Annotated in this window: 22 protein-coding genes and 2 tRNA genes; 11 read left to right on the plus strand and 13 right to left on the minus strand. The window is 41.3% G+C overall.

Annotation, left to right across the window (positions count from 1 at the left end; genetic code table 11):
- Nucleotides 1–426: 426 nt before the first annotated feature.
- Nucleotides 427–840, minus strand: coding sequence for an organic hydroperoxide resistance protein (locus VLA57_RS02615; protein WP_020443961.1), 414 nt, complete (start codon nt 838–840; stop codon nt 427–429).
- 73 nt (nt 841–913) lie between these two features.
- Between VLA57_RS02615 and VLA57_RS02620 the strand changes: the two genes are divergently transcribed.
- Nucleotides 914–1,867, plus strand: a complete 954-nt coding sequence (locus VLA57_RS02620; protein WP_333954263.1) for an AraC family transcriptional regulator — start codon at nt 914–916, stop codon at nt 1,865–1,867.
- A gap of 247 nt (nt 1,868–2,114) precedes the next feature.
- On the opposite strand, the gene truC is transcribed toward VLA57_RS02620, so the two are convergent.
- Entirely contained in the window at nt 2,115–2,894 is a 780-nt protein-coding gene (gene truC, locus VLA57_RS02625) for a tRNA pseudouridine(65) synthase TruC (protein ID WP_333954265.1), read from the minus strand.
- 411 nt (nt 2,895–3,305) lie between these two features.
- On the opposite strand from truC, the gene ppc reads away from it, so the two are divergent.
- Complete coding sequence (gene ppc, locus VLA57_RS02630; RefSeq protein WP_333954266.1) at nt 3,306–6,086, plus strand: phosphoenolpyruvate carboxylase; 2,781 nt, start codon at nt 3,306–3,308, stop codon at nt 6,084–6,086.
- A 121-nt stretch (nt 6,087–6,207) separates the two neighbouring features.
- Here ppc and VLA57_RS02635 read toward each other — a convergent pair whose 3' ends face one another.
- Entirely contained in the window at nt 6,208–6,933 is a 726-nt protein-coding gene (locus tag VLA57_RS02635; protein WP_011514143.1) for a GntR family transcriptional regulator, read from the minus strand.
- A gap of 341 nt (nt 6,934–7,274) precedes the next feature.
- Between VLA57_RS02635 and VLA57_RS02640 the strand changes: the two genes are divergently transcribed.
- The 5 genes from VLA57_RS02640 (at nt 7,275) to VLA57_RS02660 (ending at nt 13,487) form a co-directional block, all read left to right on the plus strand.
- The gene (locus VLA57_RS02640; protein WP_333954267.1) at nt 7,275–8,564 is read left to right on the plus strand and encodes an SLC13 family permease; all 1,290 of its coding nucleotides are present in this window, start codon (nt 7,275–7,277) and stop codon (nt 8,562–8,564) included.
- 503 nt (nt 8,565–9,067) lie between these two features.
- Entirely contained in the window at nt 9,068–10,108 is a 1,041-nt protein-coding gene (locus tag VLA57_RS02645) for a Bug family tripartite tricarboxylate transporter substrate binding protein (RefSeq protein ID WP_333954269.1), read from the plus strand.
- Nucleotides 10,109–10,227: 119 nt separating this feature from the next.
- Nucleotides 10,228–10,683, plus strand: a complete 456-nt coding sequence (locus VLA57_RS02650) for a tripartite tricarboxylate transporter TctB family protein (RefSeq protein WP_133105027.1) — start codon at nt 10,228–10,230, stop codon at nt 10,681–10,683.
- Nucleotides 10,684–10,688: 5 nt separating this feature from the next.
- The gene (locus VLA57_RS02655) at nt 10,689–12,191 is read left to right on the plus strand and encodes a tripartite tricarboxylate transporter permease (protein ID WP_011514147.1); all 1,503 of its coding nucleotides are present in this window, start codon (nt 10,689–10,691) and stop codon (nt 12,189–12,191) included.
- A 273-nt stretch (nt 12,192–12,464) separates the two neighbouring features.
- Complete coding sequence (locus tag VLA57_RS02660; protein WP_333954271.1) at nt 12,465–13,487, plus strand: D-cysteine desulfhydrase family protein; 1,023 nt, start codon at nt 12,465–12,467, stop codon at nt 13,485–13,487.
- 196 nt (nt 13,488–13,683) lie between these two features.
- Here the strand turns inward: VLA57_RS02660 and VLA57_RS02665 are convergent, their stop codons facing one another.
- From VLA57_RS02665 to VLA57_RS02680, 4 genes are all read right to left on the minus strand, one after another.
- On the minus strand, nt 13,684–14,070 hold the full coding sequence (locus VLA57_RS02665) for a DUF6122 family protein (protein WP_149492194.1): 387 nt from the start codon (nt 14,068–14,070) through the stop codon (nt 13,684–13,686).
- Between the two features lie 89 nt (nt 14,071–14,159).
- Nucleotides 14,160–14,705 (minus strand): DUF3124 domain-containing protein, encoded by a 546-nt coding sequence (locus VLA57_RS02670; RefSeq protein WP_149409190.1) that lies wholly within the window; start codon nt 14,703–14,705, stop codon nt 14,160–14,162.
- A 15-nt stretch (nt 14,706–14,720) separates the two neighbouring features.
- A complete protein-coding gene (locus VLA57_RS02675) occupies nt 14,721–15,422 on the minus strand; it encodes a potassium channel family protein (protein WP_011514154.1) in 702 nt (233 codons plus the stop codon).
- Between the two features lie 56 nt (nt 15,423–15,478).
- Nucleotides 15,479–17,239, minus strand: a complete 1,761-nt coding sequence (locus VLA57_RS02680) for a TrkH family potassium uptake protein (protein ID WP_333954275.1) — start codon at nt 17,237–17,239, stop codon at nt 15,479–15,481.
- A 291-nt stretch (nt 17,240–17,530) separates the two neighbouring features.
- On the opposite strand from VLA57_RS02680, the gene VLA57_RS02685 reads away from it, so the two are divergent.
- Nucleotides 17,531–17,656, plus strand: coding sequence for a hypothetical protein (locus tag VLA57_RS02685; RefSeq protein ID WP_333954276.1), 126 nt, complete (start codon nt 17,531–17,533; stop codon nt 17,654–17,656).
- A 179-nt stretch (nt 17,657–17,835) separates the two neighbouring features.
- On the opposite strand, the gene copM is transcribed toward VLA57_RS02685, so the two are convergent.
- From copM to VLA57_RS02705, 4 genes are all read right to left on the minus strand, one after another.
- Nucleotides 17,836–18,576 (minus strand): CopM family metallochaperone, encoded by a 741-nt coding sequence (copM, locus tag VLA57_RS02690; RefSeq protein WP_333954278.1) that lies wholly within the window; start codon nt 18,574–18,576, stop codon nt 17,836–17,838.
- Between the two features lie 59 nt (nt 18,577–18,635).
- The gene (locus VLA57_RS02695; RefSeq protein WP_333954279.1) at nt 18,636–19,280 is read right to left on the minus strand and encodes a DUF411 domain-containing protein; all 645 of its coding nucleotides are present in this window, start codon (nt 19,278–19,280) and stop codon (nt 18,636–18,638) included.
- A 128-nt stretch (nt 19,281–19,408) separates the two neighbouring features.
- Nucleotides 19,409–20,359 carry a DMT family transporter gene (locus tag VLA57_RS02700; RefSeq protein ID WP_333954280.1) on the minus strand — a complete coding sequence of 317 codons (951 nt, stop codon included), beginning with the start codon at nt 20,357–20,359 and terminating at the stop codon, nt 19,409–19,411.
- A 43-nt stretch (nt 20,360–20,402) separates the two neighbouring features.
- Nucleotides 20,403–20,891, minus strand: a complete 489-nt coding sequence (locus VLA57_RS02705) for a M48 metallopeptidase family protein (RefSeq protein WP_201532215.1) — start codon at nt 20,889–20,891, stop codon at nt 20,403–20,405.
- Between the two features lie 313 nt (nt 20,892–21,204).
- Here VLA57_RS02705 and VLA57_RS02710 point away from each other — a divergent pair.
- From VLA57_RS02710 to VLA57_RS02720, 3 genes are all read left to right on the plus strand, one after another.
- Nucleotides 21,205–21,280, plus strand: a tRNA-Asn gene (locus VLA57_RS02710).
- 193 nt (nt 21,281–21,473) lie between these two features.
- Nucleotides 21,474–21,803, plus strand: coding sequence for a hypothetical protein (locus VLA57_RS02715; protein WP_011514160.1), 330 nt, complete (start codon nt 21,474–21,476; stop codon nt 21,801–21,803).
- Between the two features lie 203 nt (nt 21,804–22,006).
- Complete coding sequence (locus VLA57_RS02720; protein ID WP_333954282.1) at nt 22,007–22,738, plus strand: hypothetical protein; 732 nt, start codon at nt 22,007–22,009, stop codon at nt 22,736–22,738.
- A gap of 83 nt (nt 22,739–22,821) precedes the next feature.
- Here VLA57_RS02720 and VLA57_RS02725 read toward each other — a convergent pair.
- Both VLA57_RS02725 and VLA57_RS02730 read right to left on the minus strand, forming a co-directional pair.
- A tRNA-Ser gene (locus VLA57_RS02725) sits at nt 22,822–22,912 on the minus strand.
- Between the two features lie 92 nt (nt 22,913–23,004).
- The gene (locus VLA57_RS02730; RefSeq protein WP_333954283.1) at nt 23,005–24,180 is read right to left on the minus strand and encodes a type I glyceraldehyde-3-phosphate dehydrogenase; all 1,176 of its coding nucleotides are present in this window, start codon (nt 24,178–24,180) and stop codon (nt 23,005–23,007) included.
- Nucleotides 24,181–24,312 lie beyond the last annotated feature (132 nt).

Consider the following 24,312-nt stretch of genomic DNA (forward strand, 5'->3'; position numbering starts at 1 on the left):
AGGTAAACCCTTTATAAAATATCGATTGTCGGGGCATTATATCATTACTTACCTTGGTTGCTAACTTTACTGGTCTGCGCTACTTCATCAAAAGTCATTATCTGCCTTTTGAGTGTCAGTACCATATATCTAGCAGACGCCCATAAACAGTTTAATCTGAGCTAAAAGTAATTGGCAGCTTATGTACCCAGTGCTTATACAGTCGATTTATTAATTCGCTGCTGGCCATTGCAACTCCCTCAGTGGCAATCAATGAACTGGTACTTGTGTAAGAATTTTAGTATTTATATTACAGTATTTATATTGCTTAGTACCATAAAAAATTGCTTGGCTACTCTAGTTAGCCAAGCAATTTTAAATTTTATTATTGTTGTATGCTTGTTGTATTATTTTTTATAGTTATTGGCTTTTAATGACAAACGCTATTTAAACAACCGTAACATGCAAGCGCACATCAACATTGCCACGAGTGGCATTAGAGTATGGGCAAACTTGATGAGCGGTCTCGATTAGAGTTTGTGCTTGCGATTCATCAATACCAGATACTTCGACAGACAGCTCTATATCTAAGTTATAGCTATTATCAGCTTTCATACCAATACCAACTTGAGCAGATGTTTTCGAAGCGGTTACCGGTAGTTTCATTTGTTGTGCTGTCATGTTCAAGGCACTATCAAAACACGCTGCGTAACCCATCGCAAACAGCTGCTCTGGATTCACCCCCTCTTTATCTTTTTCTTGAAAGGATACCAAATCAAAACCGAGCGAACCATCGTCAAGACCTGTATGTCCAGAACGACCACCAGTTGCTGTAGCACGAGTTTTATAAAATATTTTCATTATGCGTTCCTTATTTAGATTTATTGAATATGATTAAAATCAGACTTGATGCGTCGTGATAGGATTATTATAGATGCACAACCAACAATTCGTTAGAACAGTCCTACGAAACTCTTGCCTAATTATCCAAAAATTTGTATTATCAAGCAAACCTAAAAGTAAGCAAAACGTCATGCAGACAAAAACCATTGAACAATTACTTAGACTATTACCCAAAAATAAAACGATCGAATCTACTATTCCAAACTTATTTTTCTATTGCGCTGATAGACCAAGTAAAACCGTCAGCTACATTCAAGAGCCTAGCATATGTATCGTCCTACAAGGCGAACGCGAGATTTACTTAGGAAAAGATTGCCAAAAATTTAACAATAGCAGCCTGATGTTTTGCCCTGTCGATATTCCTTTAAGTATGCATATTAAGCATGCTTCGTCAGACCATCCTGTCATCGTTTTATCAATGAAATTAAATCTTGTGATGATTCAAGAAGTACTCGCTAGAATACCGCCTCAACAACAAGTAAAAGAAGGTTATTTGGGAATAAAATGGCAATTAGATGACGCTATAATGCAAGCGTTTGAGCGATTGGTAAACTTACTTGATTGTCCAAATGATACTGATTTTTTATCTTCTTTAATACAGCAAGAAATTTATTATCGCATGCTCTCGGCACAACAAGGAAATAAGTTGCGACAACTGGTCATCAATGGCAGTCATACTCACCGTATTTCACAAGCAACCGATTGGCTAAAAGCGCATTTAGACGAACCTGTGGTGATTGGAGACTTAGCGAGCCGATGTGGTATGAGTATCTCAGGTTTTCACCAACACTTTAAAGAGATTACACAGTTGAGTCCGCTACAGTATCAAAAAAAATTACGATTAATGGAAGCGAGGCGTCTGATCATAACCAATGACTCTCAAATATCACAGATTGCCATGCAAGTAGGCTATGAAAGCCCCAGCCAATTTAGCCGAGAATATAAACGATTATTTGGAAACAGTCCAAATAGCGATTTGAGTTAAGGGGTTGAAAAACTGGTGAAGTTATTACTACAAATGAGTATTTTTTGAAATGGTAATCTTCCAGGTTACTGCCTACGAATTTGACAGCAAATGTCAGTTCAAGTCCTCACTATGAACCTAAACCTAAACCTAAACCTTCGATTGCAGCACCCGTATTTTCGGTCTTTATTATTTTAAAACCCGCTAACTACACTAAGACCTGTATGTCGACTGCTTTGATATGACTTTTGAAGATAAACCCTAAACTTTAGGCTGGTTGATCTTTGGCACTCTCTATCCAAGAAAACTCTTCCAAAATGCGCAGCCATTGATCGTCTAATCCTGCTTTTAGTAACAATGGCTCACCAGTGACCGGATGGCTGAGCGCTAAACTCTGGGCATGTAGCAGCATGCGAGTACAATCATAGTGAGTACGAAAAAATCGTGTGTGACGTATATCGCCGTGGCTGGTATCACCCACGATATGATGGAATAAATGTCTCATATGCCGACGCAGTTGATGCTTACGTCCGGTCTCGGGGGTTAAGCGCATTAGACTATAGCGGCTCGTGTCATGCTTTTTTGACACCGCAAATGGCAACTCAATTTGTGCCAAACTTTGCCAATGGGTCACCGCCTCTTGAGCAGGTTTATCCAAATTAGCGAACTTATCGGCAATAGCATCGGGCTGAAAGCTCAACGCATAATCAACGGTGCCTTGTTCTGACATATAGCCGCGCACCACAGCTAAATATTGCTTGGTCACTTTGTGTTCAGTAAAAGCCTCCATAAGGCTGCGCGCCACGGCTGAGCTCTTGGCAAACAACAACACGCCTGACGTAGGCTTGTCTAACCTATGCACCGGAAATACATGGCAACCTACCGCATCACGGGTGAGCTGCATGGCAAAGCGTGTCTCACCTTTATCCAGCCAACTGCGATGCACCAACAGCCCAGCCTCTTTATTAATCGCCACTAGAAATTCATCTTCATAGATGATTTCTATTTGATTAGCGATTTGATTGGCGGTGTCGCTTTCGATATTCATGTTTTCAGTGCCTATATTTTAGATATCATAATTATATATCTTTTTTAGCAAACGCTACCAATTCACGTATAAAAGGTATTCCAATAATTTTGCCCATATTTCTTGCCTATCATATAACTTTCAATCTCACGCGCTTTTAACCGCCTCGGTATTGCCGTTAACTTAATCCGCTAACTTCTTTAATATGCGAAGTCACCCATGCTACACTTTAGAAGATAGCTTACCAGCCTTTATCGTCTCATTATTGTGCTGATTCGCTTTTATCAAAGATACTAAGTCTTTGATAAAATTGAATATTAGTCCTATTCACTGCTCATTACTAAACATTATATTAAGCAGTATTTTTCTTTATACAAAATTACAGATTTACTGCTTCACTATTTTTTAATTAATTTAAGGAGAAGGTCAAGGATGATAATAGATAATGACATATTACGTGAACGCATTAGTTTATTAGGTTCCTTCCTAGGGGATGCGATTTCTCGCCAGACTGGTGAACAAACGCTGCATACTATTGAAACTCTGCGCAAAGGTTTTATTCAACAGCGCCGTGAGCCTAATGAAGCTCATAAGCAGAAGCTCATCGATTTTATTGCCTCTTTGGACAATCAATCCTTAAAAAATGTCATCCGCAGCTTCTCTATCTATTTTTTCTTAGCCAATCTAAGTGAAGAGAATTATCTACGTGAAGAGCGCCATGCATTACGTATGCAATCAGAGCAGAGCTGGGAAGGATCGTTTCGCCGTACTTTACTAGAGTGTCGTGAGCGCAATATTGAGCCAGCACAGATGCAAGAGCTCATTGAGCAACTAAAATTCATGCCTGTATTTACCGCGCATCCTACTGAAGCGCGTCGCCGTACAACGATGAACTTATTACAAGGTTTATTCACGCATAGCGATGCCTTAAATAACGTTGCACAAAACAGTTTTGCCTACGAGCAAGCCAGAGAAAAAACGGCGCAATCGATTGATCTGCTATGGTCGTCTGATGAAGTGCGGACGCGTAAGCCTTTGGTCTATGACGAAATAAATAATGGCCTGCATTATTTCAATGCCAGTTTATTCAACGCCATTCCTAAGGTTTATCGTAATATTAAAAACGCCATTATTGATATCTATCCTGAGCTAACAGACTACCCTCTACCTGCTTTCATAAGCTTTGGCTCTTGGATTGGTGGCGACAGAGATGGCAATCCCTTTGTCACTCATGACACCACAGAAATGGCCGTATTGATGCATGCAGATACTGTATTGCGTCACTATCAAGTGCTGCTCAAGAAACTACGTCGTCAGCTTATTCATAGTAATACGATTGTTACTATCGAACCTGATGTGTATGCCAAGATTGAAAGTTATAGTGAGCTCGACAGACGAGTCTTCGATTACAATCTTGATGATTACGGCAATGAACCTTATCGCAGATTCCTCTCCTTAATCCTGAATAAAGTCAAAGCCACCAATCTTTTAATCCAAAGCAAAGGGAATGATAGTGCGGCTAAAAAAGATGCCTACGCCAATCCACAAGAACTATTAGAAGACTTACGCATCATCCGTCAAAGTGTGAATACTCATGATACTGCACATGGCGAAGGCTTATTGCTCGATATAATACGTTTGGTCAAAACCTGTGGCTTCCATTTGGCAGCGCTCGATATTCGCCAAGAGTCGTCTTATCATAGCGAAGTGATTGCCGATATTTTTGCCAATGCTTCTAACTTGCCTGACTACCAAAGACTCAATGAAACCGAGCGCCAAGAGTGGTTGACGCGCTTGCTTGAGAAACCAGGCACACCGCTTATTTATACCGATAATTTAACGGATAAAACCCGTGAACAATTGGCCTTGATGCACTCAGTAGCGACTTTACGCAAACTGGTTGGGCAAGATACTTTTGGCAGTTATGTTATCTCGATGACCAATAACGCCAGTCAATTATTAGAAGTATTGCTACTCATGCGCTTTGCAGGCTTATGTAGAGTGGATGACGAAGGGCGACTGTCTGCCGACTTGCCAGTAGCACCCTTATTTGAGACGATAGAAGATCTTAAAAACATCGATCAGATCTTACCTGCAGTTTTAGATAATCCGCTTTATCGAGGGTTGTTGCAGCATTCAGATAATACCCAAGAAATCATGCTGGGTTATTCGGACTCTTCAAAAGACGGAGGCATCATTACTTCTGCATGGCAGCTTTATAGCGCACAGCAGACCATTAACCGTATCGCTGAAGAATATGGCATCAAAACCCGATTATTCCATGGTCGTGGTGGCTCAGTCAGTCGTGGTGGCGGCTCAACGCATAAAGCGATTGCTGCTCAACCCGCCGGTACACTGCACGGACAAATTAAAGTAACCGAGCAAGGCGAAGTCCTTTATGCCAAATATGCCAACACTGATACCGCTGTATTTGAGCTAACCATGGGCATCACTGGCACGCTTAAAGCTTGCTCCTCAAGATTCGTGGTGCAACCGCCTGAACTGCCACATTATGAAGCGCTCTTTGCGCGTTTAGCAGATGCAGGTGAGCAGCGTTATCGCAAGCTAACTGATCATACTGAAGGGTTTTATCAGTTCTACTCTCAAGCGACGCCAGTGGCAGAAATCTCCTTATTAAATATTGGCTCACGCCCAGCACATCGTAATAAAGGTCTACCAAGCAAGACGACTTTGCGCGCAATTCCTTGGGTATTTGGTTGGTCATTAGCGCGCTTTACACTGCCCGCTTGGTATGGTGTCGGCAGTGCGTTGCATAGCGTCATCGATGATGAAGCACTGATGAAAGAAATGATTGACTGCTGGCCATTTTTTAACGTGTTTATTAGCAATATTGAAATGGCGTTTACCAAGTCTGATATGAGTATTGCTCATGCTTATAGCCAATTATGTGACGATGAGAGGTTACGTGAACAGATTATGACAGCGGTGACGGATGAGCACGAGCTGACCCATTCAGGTTTAAACTCTTTGCTTAACCAAGAGTCGTTATTGGAGCATCAGCAGAATCTTGCCGCTTCTCTTGAATGGCGTAATGCGTATTTAGATCCAACCAACTATATCCAAATTGAGCTATTGAAGCGTGCCAGACAAAAAGACGCTACAAGCGATACCAATCATGGTGAACTCGACGTTGAAGATCCATTAATCCGTAGTATTAATGCCTTGGCAGCAGGTCTACGCAATACAGGGTAATGGATAAAACAGAAAAATATATGCAAAAAAGACAGTGCTTTTAGTATTTACTAAAGGTACTGTCTTTTAATCTGTTTATCTGAAACCATCACTTAATTATTAATATAGGTTTAATAAACGCCTAAATAATATTAATCTCATAGCTGAACTTCTCTGCCAGCCCATAGGATTCTCTATATTCGATAGGATCACCTTCTAGATTCTTCGCAATGCGGCATACCTTAACTAAGTTTTCTTGCTTAGTATTGCCCAAATAATCGTCGCTGTGATCGGTTATAAAATACAGCGTCTCTACAGCAGACGACACAAACTGACCACACTTGGTATAGTAAAATGGATAGAGAAGATTCTCGAAATCTTCAGGATTTAAGGTTGCAAAAGCTTGGAAGCGACTCTTAGGTAACCAAATCTTTTCACTTAACAAGACTCTATCTTCAACCATACGCGTACGCTCTATATAAATGAGCGCTTTGTTTTTACCTATATTTAGTTTTTTATTAATGTCATCAATACCGTCTATAACTATGATTTTTTTAATTATGCCCGTCGGCGTGACATAGCGAGCATCTTTATCACGGAACTTAAAAAACCTTAATAATGAGCTTGCAAAATCTGGACGTTTTAAGAAGGTGCCTTTGCCTTGCTGCTTTATTAACACCCCATCTTCTACCAATTTTTCGACAGCTTTTCGGACGGTTCCTACAGATACTTCATACTTATCTGCAAACTCCTGTTCCGTAGGTAAGGGTGTGTTTTCATCCCATTTACTCTCTGTCAGTAAGGTCTGTATATGCCATCGCACTTGCTCATAACGTGGCATTTTAAATTCTTTGAAATTATTTAGCATTTTTTTCACCACAGTGGAAAGGTTTTTATTAACTGTTTCAATCTCGTCAAGCACTGCTATTGCTGTAAAACTACGTTATCTCTGATCAACTTCTCTTAAGCTTTCAGCGCATTCGATCGGTATCACATTAATATTAAAGCATTATTATATTTTTATGATTAATCTTTCCTAATTAACGCCAACTTTTTTGCTATCATTCTATTCAAACAAGTGCACTTTGAAGATTTATAAGGTCTTCTAGTCCAGAAAACCCTGTGTCAATATTAGCGTAATACTCTTTACTCTGTAAAAACTGCTATGGTTTTTTATAGAATTCATACAGTTAAGGTCAAGGAGTAGTCGTGACTCTTTATATTCTAGCCGCCATCGTGATATGTATCATTTTGGGCTATACCACTAAGATTAATATTGGCCTATTTGCTATTGCATTTTCATATCTGATCGGTTGTTTCGGTATGGGGATGAAGGCACATGAAATTGTTGAGCTATGGCCTCTCAAAATTTTCTTTGTTATCTTTGCGGTGACTCTTTTCTATAACTTTCCCCTAGCTAACGGTGCTTTAGAAAAGCTATCCAATCATTTAATCTATAAGTGCCGTCACTTTCCCGCATTCCTACCTTTAGTCATTTTCCTTGTGGCCACGATTATTGCGGGCTTAGGCGCTGGTTATTATACGGTCTTAGCGACGATGGCACCGATGATCCTGCTGTTGTCTAAACGCACTAACTTAAATCTTGTCATTGCTACTTTATCAGTGAACTATGGTGCCTTAGCGGGCGCTAACTTTATCACCTCACAAAGCGGTGTTATTTTTAGAGAGCTGATGCGCGGCGCAGGCGTCGCAAATGATAATACCTTTACTTATGTGTTAGGGATATTCGCTGTCACTTTTATAATGCCTATGATTGTATTGGGTGCTTATAGCTTTATCAATGCCAAAAACAGCAAAATCGCGATTCAGACGACCATACCAGAACCCTTTGACAATAAGCAAAAACAGTCTCTTATACTGATTTTTATTATGATGGCTATTGTACTTATCGTGCCCATTTTAAATTTACTCATGCCACAAGTATCAGCGATTCAGTTTTTGAACGCTCGGATTGACATTGGTTTTATCGCCATATTTTTTGCTTTAGTGAGCTTATTTTTAAAATTAGGCGATGAAAAAGCAGTGATTGCTTTAATACCTTGGAATACCCTCATTATGATTTGTGGTGTCGGTATGTTAATCAGCCTCGGAGTAGAAATAGGCGTTATTTACGAGCTGACAGAATGGCTAAGTACCAATGTACCTATCTGGATGATACCGATTTTAGTCTTCGTTATTAGCGCCATTATGTCGATATTTGCTAGTACCCTTGGGGTAGTCGCCCCTACTTTATTCCCTATGGTCCTGCCCCTAGCCGTTGCCTCTGGACTAAGCCCTTTATTACTATTTACCTGTATTGTTGTGGGGGCGCAAAGCTCATCACTCTCGCCTTTCTCATCAGGAGGTAGTCTGATGTTAGGCGCTTCTCAAGTCGTTATAAACAAAGACAAGCTTTTTAATGCGCTATTATTCAAGGCAGTGCCCTTAGATATTGGTATTGGAATACTCGCAATTTTACTTATCCAGCTGATATTTTAACGGCTCATAGGCAAAATATACTGTGATTTTTTAATATTTTTACACCTGCTTGCTATATTTTGATCCCAATATATCTATTTTTCTCATTAAATACATAACTTCTTAAATCGTTGTCATAGCCTCGTAATGGTATTGATATCAACGTGATTTTTGGTACATCTAAATCATCTCCGCCATCACTAAATTTTTCTATCTATCTGTTTTAGTTAAATTAAATATTTTATTTTGAAGGTATTCATATCATTTATTCATCCTGTATATTGCTATAACAGGAGACCCTATGCCGCCTTCAATTTAATATATTACTATAAAATTCATATATACATACATATGTTTCTTGTTATTTTTAAAATATTCTGTTACTTTTGGCAAGTGATAAATCTCTACTGTTACGAAGTTTAGACATCTCGTTAATCGAGTCTTCACTTCACCTGTAATAACTTTATATTTTGGCCAAAATTCTATTGAATTTTTACTGTAAAAATACACACAAGGAGTGTCGTGTGAAAAAACTATCCTATCTGGCTCTTGGCCTGTCTATCCTATCTGTGACCGCTTGTAACAATGCGAACGAAACTGCCAGTACAGATGCGACTGCCGCAGATGGCTCAAGTGAGCTCACTGCCCCTTCACGTCCAGAATGTATTGCGCCTGCCAAACCAGGTGGCGGTTTTGACTTGACTTGTAAGCTTGCCCAAGCTGGCTTAAGAGATACTGGTATCTTAAAAGATCCTATGCGCGTCACCTATATGCCAGGCGGCGTCGGTGCTGTTGCTTATAACAAAATCGTTGCCAATGATCGGGATAATGGCGATGCTATTATTGCCTTCTCTACTGGCTCTATCCTTAATTTATCGCAAGGTAAATTTGGTAAATTTACTGAAAAAGACGTGAAATGGCTAGCTGGCGTTGGTACTGATTATGGCGCTATCGCAGTCAACGCAGACTCTCCTATCAAAGATTTAGCTGGCTTAGTTACTGAACTCAAAAAAGATCCAAAAGCGATCAGCTTTGGTGCTGGCGGTAGTGTTGGCGGTCAAGATTGGATGCAAACCGCTATTTTAGCTAAAGCCGTTGGGGTTAAGCCTAGTGACATGACTTATGTTGCCATGGAAGGCGGCGGCGAGGCGATCACAGCAGTGATGGGCAATCATATTACTGTTGTTAGTGCCGGTATTGCTGAGATTATGCCGCAAGCCAATGCAGGTAAATTACGTGTATTAGCAGTATTTGCAGATGAAAGATTGGGCGGCACGATGACCGATATCCCTACTGCGAAAGAGCAAGGTTATGATGTGACGTGGCCAGTCGTTCGTGGTTACTACATGGGTCCAGACGTAAGCCCTAGTGCTTATAACTGGTGGAAAGAGGCTTTCGATAAGATGCTTGTTGATCCGAAATTCGCTGAAATACGTGAGCAACAAGAATTGCTGCCTTTCTCTATGACTGGCGATGAGCTACAAGCCTACGTTTATAAACGTACGGGCGAACTACGCGTGTTATCTGCTGAATATGGTCTTGTTGAAGCAGCACCAACCAAATAGTTACGTTGAGATTTGATAACTTTTAGTAATTGAATATCAAATGTTTTGGTATTTCTCAAAGGGCTGGCAGGATGTCTATCTGTCAGCCTTTTGCCCCCAAAATTCAAGGAATGCTCCTTATGACAATGGAACGTTTGTTTTCCGGGCTGATGGCACTGGTCAGTATATTCTTAATATACTTAGCCATTGGTTATGTTGCCCCTATTGCTTATGACCCAATTGGTCCTCGTCCTTACCCTATTTTAATCTTTTCACTGCTTGCCTTTGGCTGCTTAGTCGTTGCTTTTCGTCCCGCCAGTTTTACTAAAGCGATTGAATTGGGTTTAAACAAAACGATCATCCGTAATCTTATTTTATGTGCGCTTACCTTATTGGTCTATGGTCTCATTTTTGAAGTATTGGGCTTTATTCTTGCCACTATTCTGATGTCTTTCGCCGTAGGTTTACTGTTTGCAGGTAATCCTCTAAAGAGTTTTATCTTTTCAGTGTTAATCAGTATTGGCTTATATGTCTTATTTGACCTGTTTTTAGATGTCAAATTACCACTCGGATTGTTGTCAGGGATAATAGGATAGCCAATATGGATACTTTTGATTTTTTGATGCATGGCTTTGCTGTTGCATCTACCCCAAAAAACTTACTTCTTGCACTAATCGGAGCTTTTTTAGGTACGATTGTTGGCATGTTGCCGGGTCTTGGCCCGATTAATGGTGTAGCGATATTACTGCCATTTGCTTTTGCGCTTGGTTTACCGCCTGAGAGTGCGCTCATTCTGCTTGCAGCCGTGTATCTTGGTTGTGAATATGGTGGTCGTATTTCTGCCATTCTCATTAACGTACCCGGTGATGCCGGCGCCATTATGACGACTTTAGATGGCTATCCATTGGCAAAACAAGGCAAGGCTGGTATTGCACTGTCTTTATCTGCTGTCAGCTCTTTCGTTGGTGCCACTATCGCGACAATCGGCGTGGTGCTATTTGCGCCATTATTAGCCAAATGGGCAATCTCATTTGGACCTGCTGAATACTTTGTACTAATGGTATTTGCTATCACGTGTTTAAGTGGTTTGGTAGGTGATCAACCAGTTAAGACGGGTATTGCCGCATTAATTGGTCTTGGTCTAGCAACTGTTGGGGTTGATGCCGTTACGGGTATTTATCGCTTTACCTTTGATTCCGTCAACCTCTCTGATGGTATTCAATTTACTACCATTGTTATTGGTTTCTTTAGTGTGAGTGAAATTCTAATCTTGCTCGAAAAAACCACAACGGGTCACAAGGTTATTGAACAAGGTAAACGCAGTCTCTTAAACTTTAAAGAGTTTACTTTTGCTTTTGGAGCCATGCTACGTAGTGGTCTCATGGGCTTTGTCGTTGGTATCTTACCAGGTGCAGGCGCAACGATTGCCAGTGCCATGACTTATGCCAGTGAACGTAAAATCGCTGGTGATACCGGTACTTTTGGTGATGGTGATCTTCGCGGTGTTGCATCGCCAGAAGCGGCAAATAATGCCTCAGCTTGTGGCTCATTTGTGCCAATGTTGACGCTAGGTGTGCCAGGTTCTGGTACGACAGCAGTCATGATGGGTGCGTTGACGTTATATAATATTACGCCGGGTCCGCAGTTATTTACTGAGCAGCCAGATATCGTATGGGGTCTGATTGCCTCACTATTTATCTGTAACGTGATTTTGCTAATCATGAACATCCCTTTGGTGGGTTTGTTCGCCAAACTGCTTGATGTGCCGAACTACATCCTGATACCAGCCATTGCTGCGGTCAGTTTCGTTGGCGTATATTCTATCCATAGCACGACTTTTGACTTGGTCTTTATGGTGGCACTTGGTGTATTTGGTTACTTCTTGCGCAAACTAAATTTTCCCTTATCAGCGCTTATTTTGGGCTATGTATTGGGTGAGCTCATGGAGTCTAACTTAAGACGTGCCCTGTCTATCTCTCAAGGCGAGCTTAGTATCTTATGGAGCAGCCCTATCACAGTAGTGCTATGGTTGTTGGCTATTTTGATGATATTCATGCCTGTAATACGTAGTATCTACCGTAGAAAATTTAAGCCTGCTATTTAAGTTTTAGTTACTCTATTCTCAAAATACTTCTCCGGTGGTGGTTATACTCTATGTATGACCACCATTTTTTTAGGTCGTATCACTGAAATACCTCAACTTTTTCCAAAGTAGGTTTTATACCAATATAAAAGTAAATAGCAGTAGCTCGCCGAGACTGAGTCATTCGCATTTATAGCTTATAATTATAGGAAGTCCGTATGACTTAAATTGTTATTATGGTCGGTTATTATTAAAAGGTATCTGTAACTTACCTTATCTCAGAGAGGATGAATAATGCAAAATAAATCTATACCAAGCCTGCCGAGTATGAATCGGCAACCTTTAGGGTTTTTCCCAACGCCGTTGATTGAGCTGACCAGATTAAGCAAAGCACTCAATGGTCCTAAAATTTATATGAAACGCGATGACAATACGGGACTGGCATTGGGCGGTAATAAAACTAGAAAGCTTGAGTTTATCATTGGGGACGCCCTTGCTAAAGGTGCGGATACAATCGTGACAGCAGGTGCCGCGCAGTCAAACCATTGTCGCCAGACCGCAGCTGCCGCAGCCAGTTTGGGACTTGAATGCCATCTGGTTTTGGGTGGACAAGAACCAGAACAGTTGCAAGGCAATCTCTTACTGGATAAGATTTTTGGCTGCCATATCCACTGGGCAGGCAGCAACCGTAAAGGGGAAGACATTCCTGATATCGTAGAACAACTCAAAAAAGAAGGTAAGAGACCCTATATTGTCCCTTATGGCGGCTCAAGCGAGCTCGGTGCTTTTGCCTTTGTTGAAGCGTTTAAAGAGCTTGAATTACAACGTCAAGAGAGGGATATTTCATTCACGCATATCGTTTTTGCCTCTAGCTCCGGCGGGACACAAGCGGGCTTGATGCTGGGTAATAAAATCTTTGATTCACCCTATCAGGTAGTGGGTATCAATATTGATAAAGGTGAAACCGATAAAGTGCCGTTTGATCAGTATATCATCTCCCTCACCAATAGCACGGCGGCATTGATTGGGGCAGATTACACCTTCTCAGAGGCAGATTTAGTGCTTAATTCTGATTATGTGGGAGACGGTTATGGAGTGATTGGTGCACTAGAAAATGAAGCCATTGCCATGACCGCGCAAATGGAAGGGATATTATTAGATCCTGTTTATACAGGTCGTGCGATGGGCGGACTACTCGATATGATTCGTACCAGTAAAATCAAAAAAACGGACAGTGTGTTGTTTTGGCATACTGGCGGCGCGCCCGCTTTATTTGCTTATGCTAGTGATTTAGCAGTATCTCAAAGCGATAGTTAATCTGTCTAGCGCTATCAAAAAGATCGGCTAATTAAGGCTAGCCGACCTTTTTACCAACCTCTCAATCATTATAAAATCTAAACTTTAATTTTTAGATAACACCACCATGGGTATTTTATTCGCACAGTCGTTATCTACCTCAAAGAATGACACTCTTGCTTAATTTTTTAACTGAGCGGTTGTCTGCTTAAAAATGCTATCTAAACTTATCTGCTAACCATATTACCAGTTCACGAGCAGGCGCATTATCGAACGCTTGGGGGATGTGAGAATACGTCATGACGCAGTCGTTTAGGTCAGTTAGTATATGTAATAGTAAGCCCAAACCAATGATTTTATAGGGCTTAGGTAGCAGTAACATACTCACATATACTGCCATTGCATAATAGGTATGCAGTGGATGGAAGTTGATACTACAGCGATTGGGCGAGAATATTGGCGTCGCTAGCAGATGATCTAAATCAACCAGCATAGTAACCAGCAGTATTAGATAGGCTTTTTTGTAATCATTACGGAAAAATACATACGCAACGATCAAAGGCATGCCTAAATGAAAAAAGTAGTGAATCAATGTTTGCGTCATTGTCTGCTCGCCTATCTGATAGTAACTACAAATTTTTCAAATTTACTTTATTTGATGCTTGGTAAAATCGATCTGCTGACATACATTTATCAATGCACAACAGGCGTACCCTCTGTACTAAAAGCAAAACCTTTATTGCTAAAATTACCAATCATGACTGCCTCAATGACAGGCGTAACGGTGTCGTCCACCCCTTCTACTTCAATGATAAAGTTGGCACCAGAACCCCCTTTATCCTCTTCTTTTTCGACAATATAATTTAGAGTTGCCATCGCTGGTAGCTCAATAGGAGCTCTTAAGTAGGACTTTACTAAGGCACCATCAGTATCATAATAATCAATTTTATTGATATACAATGATTTTTTTAACGTGGTATTACGCACGCTGAGTGTTGCAGAAAGCAATACTTTGCGATTGTCTCTATCAGTATAAATGTCTGAATATATGGGCACATAAAACGTTTGTTTGTAGCCAAACTGGCTGTGATCCGTTTCTTTTGACGTTTTTTCCAACTCTTGAATTGGGTCCTTATGCTTCTCTGAAAACATCACATTTGGATCTTGTATAGACCGATCACAGCCTGAAAACAATATCAGGGCAGTCAGACATAGCATAGATACTCGATATTTTCTCATGGCCTCTTTCCTTATTTAACGGGCTTTAACCCCAACACTACGTAAAAACTTATTAATATGTTCATTAGCACCATAAATGACCAGTACATCATTATCTTGTAGTACTTGTTCAGGTGCTGCCAAGCCTTGTATATTTGGTTTGGTTTGCATACGACCGAAGCTGTCTTCATAGTGTTCATAACGCATGGTGCTGAGCAATTTGATACTAAATCGGTGTTCAAGCTGTAGCTCGCCGATGGTTCTACCAATCAAATCAGTAGGAATGCTAATCTCGACAATACTAAAGTTGTCACTTAACTCGAACGAGTCTACAAAATAACGCAAGGACAGCCGTTTTGCCCAGCGCATTGCCGCCTCTTTCTCAGGATGAAAAATATCATCAACCCCAATCGCTTGTAGGACTTTTTCGTGTAGTGGATTGATACTACGACTGATCAAACGCCGTGCTTTTAGCGTTTTAAATAGCGCTGTCGCCATGACATTGGCACCTTGGTCTTCACCAATAGCTACCACGACAATATCGGTGTCTTTAATCGGTAAACCATTGACCGTATATTCATCGGTCGCATCCATACAGATGGTATGAGTAATCACTTCTTTATAGGTTTCAACCTTTTGCATACTGCTATCGATAGCAATGACCTCATGACCTTGACTGGTCAGCGCCATACCAAGCGAAGACCCAAAACTGCCCAAACCTGCGATAATGAATTTCATAATACTCCTACTCCTTGTCACTCACTTCTATACTATAGTGGTAGTGATGGGACGGGTTAGTTAATAGTAATCTCTTCCGTTGGATAACGGTAGTTACGCTCATGTCTATTTTTGAGCAAGGCAATAAAAATCGTCAGCATACTGACACGCCCAACGAACATAATGAATGAGACCACAAGCTTGCTAAAAGTAGACAGCTCCGTGGTGAGATTTAAGCTTAATCCCACCGTGCTATAAGCCGAAAAACACTCAAATATCACTTTAATCAAATCAAGCTCAGGCTGATCATAACTGATCAAAGTCACGCCCAGCCCAATGACCAACAAGGACAGCCACATAACAGAAAACGCACGGCGAATTGAGTTATCTGCAATTTCGCGTTTGAATACTTCGACTTTGGTCTGTCCACGCGCCAAACTCAAGCTATTTAGGAAAGCAATGGCAAAGGTGCTGGTTTTAATACCACCACCAGTAGAGTTTGGAGATGCCCCAATCCACATCAAAAAAATGGTCAGCATGATGGTTGGAAAAGCCAAGGCATTCATATCGATATTGTTAAAGCCTGCGGTTCGCGGTGTCGCAGCAGTAAAAAGCCCCGCTACCAGCTTGCCATACCAGCTGCTGTGCTCAGCCAACACACCATGATATTCAAACATCATCACCCCAATCAGCCCTACTAACAGTAAAGCGCCAGAGGTGATTAAAGTGATCCGACTATTGATACTCAACAGCCACGGCTGGTAGGCATAGCGCTGTCCATCACGACACAACGCTCTTTGCATACGATGACGCAGATAACGGAGCAAGTTAACGACAATCAAAAAGCCCATACCACCAAATAAGAAGGTAATACTGATAATCAGCTGTAAAGGATAATTAAAGCGCAGTGATTCATCGTATAACCCTGCACTAAAAGTGGAGAATCCAGCATTGCAGAATGCCGAAACGGCATGAAATATAGAGAAGAATAAACGCTCAAATATGCTCATGCCTGCCAAATCATAAACACTTATATAAATCAGTATTGCTGCCAATGCCTCAATACCAAAGGTGACATATAAAATAGACTTTAAGGTTGTCACCATATCGCCCATACGTGGCGAATATGTCATCTCACTGATACTAAGCTGGGTCTCGTAACTGATACCACCCTTAAAGAAGTAGCTAAAATAAGTCACAAACGTTAGGATGCCAAGACCGCCAATTTGGATAAGACCTAGGATAATCACTTGCCCAAAGGTAGTAAAATGGGTTGCGGTATCGACGACGATGAGCCCCGTCACACAGACGGCACTGGTCGCGGTAAATAAGGCATCTATAAAGGAGATGGGTTGATTTGTAGCATTTGGCATCATTAGCAATAATGATCCGACCAGTATCACTGATAAAAAACTTAAGATAAAAAATTGACCGGGGTTTAAAAAGGCTCGGTTAAGACTAAAATTATTATCTGATATTTCACGGATGAAAGTGACTAGTACGGCAATCTTGATGGCAATAAAACCATCAGCGGGCGTAGACAACCCCGATTGAAACAATTCAGTAAAATGTAGGACGAGCAAGATTAAAATGGCAATGCTGGTCAGCAAATCAAAGACAGCTACTTTATTGACCGTCAGGCGTATTTTTGGACGTATATAACGTCTTAGCGTAGTGACAAAACTGAGTAAAATAATACTCATATAAAACAGGTGAAACACTTGTTGTAACCATGCGGATAATGTAAAACCACTATCAATTAAGGCAACACCGACACCAATAAGGCTTATTACAACGATAAATTTATTTAATAACCGATACGGTATGCCCACATACATAGCTTAGGTCCAGAAAAGGAATAACCAGAATACTTATACTCCTTTTTTCTGTCATATACTAAGCGTGGTTTTAGATAATCGTAACCAGTTATGTGCTCTAACATCAGCCACTACAATATTCGTCATAGTTACTTATCTAGCGGTTACTTTAACAAAATCATCTCTACCGTTTTATCAGCAGAGCACCTATGTTAACGGGCACTATTTATTATAATGTATTAACAATAAAACCACTGATTGCGGTAGCGATTATTGCCAGACTGAATAAACGATCAAGGAAGAGGATTTGTTATGAAAATGACTTCTAAAGATAGCGTACACTCATTGATACCGACCATCCACTATAATACTGGCTGTACCTGCCCAAAGTGCGGCTGTAGCGCGGCATCAACTTGTGATAAATGTGATCGCTGTTAGAAATGCTGTGAGTGTGGTGAAAAGTAGTCATTCTTACCATAGCCTTTTGAGCTACTCATATTAAAAAAGCAGCCTTTAGAGGCTGCTTTTTTATATTTCGAATTGCAAAATACTTAGTAAATATAGGGTCTACATTTCATTATAGTAAGGTTTAAGTATTAAATTTACTAGGATTATATTTAACTTTTATTTGCTGCAATCCAGCTTTGCATCTGCTCAATTTCAGGCTGTTGTGCATCGATTATTTCTTGCGCCAGCTTACGCATCTCAGGATTTTTACCATATTTAAGCTGCGTTTCTGCCATATCGACTGCCCCAGTATGATGAAGTAACATGCCACGAGCAAATGCCATATCTGGTACTGGGTCAGCAATACCTTTCATCATGTCACCATGCATCGCATCCATACCCTTAGCATAAGCTTGCTGCATGGCTTTGGTATCCGCTGTTGGCATTTTGCTATCAGGATTGTTGGCGAGCCATGTTTTCATCTGCTCAATCTCAGACTGCTGGGCGTCGATGATTTCTTGCGCCAGCTTACGCATCTCTGCATCGGTGCCGTATTTTAGTTCAATCTCTGCCATATCTACCGCGCCAATATGATGAGCAAGCATGCCTTGAGCAAATGCCGCGTCTGGATCGTTATAATCCATACCAATCATATCTTCATTCATTTTAGTCATTGAGTCAGTGTATTCTTTGAGCATAGCCGTCATTGGTGTTCCGTCTGCTACCATAGCGCCTGCACTCATATCATGAACTGCATGCGGGTCCGCTGCAGCAGTATTTTCTTGTACAGCCTTTTGCGATGCAGCATCCTCTGGGGCAGTCACGTCAACCTTATCATTGGCTGGTTGACAGGCGCTTAGTGCCAATAAGGCACTGGTAGCGAGAGCAAAGGTACTTAATTTATTATTCATGGTACCGCCTTGTCTGATAATGATTTAATTTAGGTATTACAAAGCAAAAAAGCGCTAGCTTATAGCTGTTGCTCGGTTGAGACAATATCAGCATAAACCTCAGTAGTACCATCTTTATTAAGCTGCATAATCTGATAAGGCGCAAATTTATTTTGATACTCCATACCTGGACTACCAACTGGCATACCAGGTACCGCAAGACCTAAGGCTTGTACTGGTGGGTTTTCTAAAAACTGCGCTACATATTTGGCTGGTACATGACCTTCAAAGACGTAACCGTCGGTTGTGACAGCAGTATGGCAAGAGCGCATCTCAGTTGGTACGCCGTAGCGCTCTTTAAATACTGCCAAATCCGTAACATCGTGCGCAGTGGCGCTCAGACCATTGTCTTCTGCATGACTTATCCAGTCTTTACAGCAGCCGCAATTGGCATCTTTGTAGACCGTTGCTGAGACGTTTTTTAATAAATCTGGATTGCTGGCTGGCGTTGTTATTGCCGATTCCGTTTGAGCGTTTGATTCAGCAACATTTGCGGTGACTGCTGCGCCATCGTCATTTTGTAAGGAGCTTGCATTGGACGCGCTACTGTCAGGTTGGCTACAGGCGAATAAGGCGGATGCAGCAACTAACCACACGGTACTTTGCAAGAGTTTATAAGAATGACGTTTGAAGGTAGGGCTAGAATCGGATATAAAGGCGTTCATAATGCGATCTCATGTATTTTTTGCATTATACCAAATAACACTTATACTCAATCAAGACAGTCAGGCGTTTAACATAGTGACTTTAACAAAACATGACATTCAGATAACAATGCTGGCAGGTTGGCATATCATTCACTTACTGACCCTTTCTCTGCTCTCATCATCTTTACACCACCATAAGTGACTAATATTACGCCAAGTGCAATCAATGAAGCACCTAAAATCAGCCCTTCTGGTGGGCTTTCATTTTGTAAAAAAATAGCAATTGGCACACCGACTACCGCCCCTACTGCCCCTAATAAGCTCAGCAGCACAGGACCGCCTGTTTTTTGCAGTAAAAACAACAGTAAAAACTGCGCAGCAAATACAAATGCTTGTAGCACAATTACACCAAGCGGTAAAAGCGCTGTCATCGGAACCGCTAAAGAGTAATGAGGAACGATACTGACCAGAGCTAGCAATCCTGATGCAGCAATCAGCATACCAGGCGCAAGCGCACTAGCAGAGAGATTGGCTGGCCAATATAGCGTCCGATAAATATTACCAATGGCAAGCAAAACAGGACCACAAAGCGTCAAAACGATCCAAAATACACTGGCATCTGGCGCAGAAAACTTACGTGCTGCCAATACGCCTGCTCCCGCAAGTGCTGCGATCACGCCAAGTGCGCGAAGCTTAGTAAACGGCTCAATACGCAACACGATGGCGGCAAGATAAGTAAGCAGCGGCGGCAAGGAGATAATTAAGGCGACAAAACTTGCGCCCACGTGTGGAATCGCTGAGAAAAATATTAAATTGGAACCTGCAACACTGACCAATGCTGCAACAAAATAATAGCTGAGGATAGGTTTGTTTAAAGGCGGTAGCTCACGACGCCACAGTGCATAAACAAATAAAATAACCGCAGCACCTGTAATGGACCAAAACAGAAATGCCAGTGGCGTCAGACCAATCTCACCTGCATATTTTGCCAAATTGGTAGAGATACCGATTAGAGCGCCGCCAGTGAGCAGACAAAGCAGAGGAATGAGCCATGCTTGGTTATTGCCTAAAGTCCCTTGTTGCGCTGACGCCACCATAGCTTATCCTATTCATTCACCTTATTATGCCAACCACGATAGATTAGCATTCGCGCCATTGCAACCACAAACGCGTATCCAGCTCCAACTGATGATAATCAGGCTCCATATGACAGCAAAGCTGATAGAACGCTTTGTTATGCTCCTGCTCCTTAAAGTGCGCCAATTCATGAACAACAATCATCCGCAAAAACTCAGGCGGTGCCTCTTTGAATAAGCTTGCGACCGTAATGCTATTGTGCGCTTTAAGCTTACTGCCTTGCACGCGAGACTGGTAAGTATGAATACCCAGCGCATGTTTGAGCACGGTGAGCTTACTGTTATAAGTCACTTGAGACAATGGATTGCTTTTGCGCATATACTGATTTTTTATGTCATTAATATAGTGATATAACGCTTTGTCGTTTTGGATTTGGTGTCTCTCGGGATAGTTTTTATCCAAATAATCGCCCAGTTTGCCACTACTAATCAACATGGCAGCTTGATTTTGGATGTTCTCAGAATAATGAGCAATATATTTTAAGGTGGTCACTGCTTTTGTCCTTTATCTTGATGCGCGATATTTATCTATATCAATTATACGGTAAGGATATTTTTTTGCTTTAATAGTTTGCTCAAATAGATAGTGGTTGTTCTATTATTGAGTCATCAACATGTTATTAAAGTAGATAAAATAATAGTGTTATGGTCGATATTTAGACAATTATGATTAGATTTATAATTAATCTCATAATAAGGTTGACAGCTCATGACTACTTGGCTAAAATGTGCCCCACATAACGCAAACAAGACAAGCAATTGGGCATATTAAAGCCTTTGTAAAACTTGATGTTATTACCAATTATTCTCCAATAGCTCAGTTGGTAGAGCAACGGACTGTTAATCCGTGTGTCCCTGGTTCGAGCCCAGGTTGGAGAGCCATATACGAAAAAACCTTCATCACTTATTTGATGGAGGTTTTTTTTGCTTCGCATTTACTAACACATCATTAATATGGCTATTAATGCAGCTTCGGTGTTCTTTTGGGGACTTTTGTTGTATGGTAAGGGTAGATATGACTAAGTCAGTTTTGCTTGAGTGCTTTATTCCTACTCACTAATAGTAATGGTTTATTATGATACCTGCACGTATAAAAAATAAGTTTTCTGATCATCCGCAAAAAATCATGCGCCCTATCAGTATTCGCCTCTCTGAAGAGATGATTGAGCTTTTAACGGCGACAGCATCAGAGCTTGGATTTAAGCGTATTCAAGGCTTGATTCGCCTATATATCCGTCAAGGTCTTGATCGTGACCATCAAGACTATACGCTTGCCCATGATGAAGTTTTTATTGAGACATTACGCAAAAAAGGCGTGAGCCAGCGTATTATTGATGAGGCGATTGTGGTGACTCACAATAACAATATCACCCATTCATTGTCTGATCTGCAAGAAAATAAATAGCAGTAGCATTTGAGTATTTAACCGCTTGAGTAGCTAATATTCGAAGCCTTAATAAAGACTAAGTTAACCTAACGGTGCTTGGTCTTTTTTTGCGATTGATAATACTGTACTCACCTTTATTTAGCGATAAATAAACATACACAACTGTGAGATACAATACATTAAGATAACAACTATCACGGCTCATATGGAGGTATCAGATAATGGGTTTATACAAGCGTTTAAACAAAGTTGTGTTATTGACTGTGACCTTGGGGCTGTTTCCTGCCCTGTACGGTTGCTCGCAGCCGCAAGTAGATCCTAGCCAGCAAACCATACCGACCAACTCTGATCAGTGGCAAAAGACACTGGGCGATACCTTTGAGCGTCTATCTGAAGCAGATAGAAAGCTGCTAAGTCGTTATATGCTACGTATGAAGCTCAGTAGCGCCTATGAATCAGGCGCGATGCCGCGTATTACTATTAAACAAGCTTTGATGCAACAGCGCGAATATGAGCGCCTACATCCAAACAATCCAACGGGTAAGAAAAGTCCCATTGTAACCAGTCAAAAGCTCGAAACTGCCAATCACCTCAATTATCCTGTTGCCCTATTACCAGTCAAAACCAGCGATAGTGACAGCTTAAACCAAGTCAAGCTACAGTTTATGCTGTCAAATCATGGCAAAGTAGCTATCGAAAGTTTTCAAGGTACTCTCACGATGAAAGAGAAACGTTTGACCAAAAGTAAACGCTTCAATGTGCCATTAACCCAGTTTGAGCCGCCTATCGCTCCAGAACAATCTGGCAAGATAATCATTGAGAGCAGTATTGAAGACATCAATGTTATGCGTGCTATTAAAAATAACACAGGAGTGAGCATTGAAATCACTGAAGGTAAAATGATATTAGCGGATGGGCAGGAAATCAAATTTGACGAGTTACTAGCCAAATAAAACAAAGGTTTTAAAATCTATAGCAATATAAAACAGCAACATAAAAAAATCCCCAATCAGCAATGATTGGGGATTTTCGAATTTGGCGGAGACGGAGAGATTCGAACTCTCGAAGGGCTATTAACCCTTGTCGGTTTTCAAGACCGGTGCATTCAACCGCTCTGCCACGTCTCCATTTGTGCATCATTATAGCGATCTGAAATGAGAATGCAAGCAGTTATGTCAAAAAATTTAAATTATTTTTTAAACGGCTTATAATCATGAGTCTAAAGCTTGTTTGAAGCAAGATGCAAGCACATATCAAGCATGCGATTGGCATAGCCCCATTCATTGTCGTACCAAGCAAAAACCTTGTATTGATTGCCGACTTGCATCAGTTGTTGCCCATCTATAATCAATGATTCAGTCTGATGGATAAAGTCACTTGAGACTAGCGGTTCGTCCGTATAGTCCATGATCGTCGCTAAATGCGCCTGACTCGCTGATTTTAAAACGTCACGTATTGCTTCAATACTGACATTTGGCGTCTCAAATACAAACGTCACATCAATAGCGGCGACATCAATAGTTGGCACTCTTATTGAATGACCATTTATCTTGCCCACCATATTTGGTAACACGCGTTCCGTAGCAGCGATACTGCTGGAAGTCGTCGGAATGATATTATAACCAGAGGCGCGCGCACGCCTTAGGTCACGGTGCGCTTGGTCAAGTACGGTTTGATCAGCCGTCACTGCATGAATCTCAGTCATCATCGCCGACTCAACGCCAAACGCCTTATCAAGGGTATCAATAAGCGGTACGAGCGCCTGAGTGGTACAAGAGACGCTAGAGATGATAGGCAGATCACGCGTCAAAGCATCGCTATTGACGCCCATCACGATACAAGCATCGACATGGTCAAAGGGTGCGGCACCGATAATCACTTGTTTGGCACCCGCCTCTATGTGCAAGTTTGCCTGCTCATATGAGCGATAGTGTCCGGTGCACTCAAGCACCACATCGACCTGCAACTCTTTCCATGGCAGTGACTCTGGGTTTTCTCTTGATAATAAACGAATGCAGTAGGTAAGATTATTTTTGGTCAAGCACAGCTGAATATCATTTTTTGCTGTCGCACAGGGCTTTTGCTGATGATCGGTGAAGCCATCTTGTACGATATCCGCTGTCACGCCAAGCTGGCTCAAACGCCCATGTGTGCTATCGAACCTCAGTAAATGTAATAAGGTTTCGGCAGGTGCCAAATCATTAATCGCGACCACATGAATAGCACGTCCTAGCACCTCAAAGCGCTCTAATAACGCACGCAATACGTTGCGACCAATACGACCAAAACCATTGATAGCCACTCGCAAAGGCTGAGTCTGGTCACTGGTCGTATGAAACCCTGCTGTAGCAGGATTAGACGTCAAACGGTAGGTAGCACTAGAAAAATCAGGCATAACAAGTTATCGCTGTAATAGAAATAAAAAATGAAGGCTTAAATTGAATGCCATCGGCTGATCAAAAAAGCGCCACGCAAAATATAGTCGTTTGCGAATAAAAGAAATACAAATGTTATAAAGTACTACTGG

Source organism: Psychrobacter sp. S4(2024) (assembly GCF_036861305.1).
GTDB lineage: Bacteria > Pseudomonadota > Gammaproteobacteria > Pseudomonadales > Moraxellaceae > Psychrobacter > Psychrobacter cryohalolentis.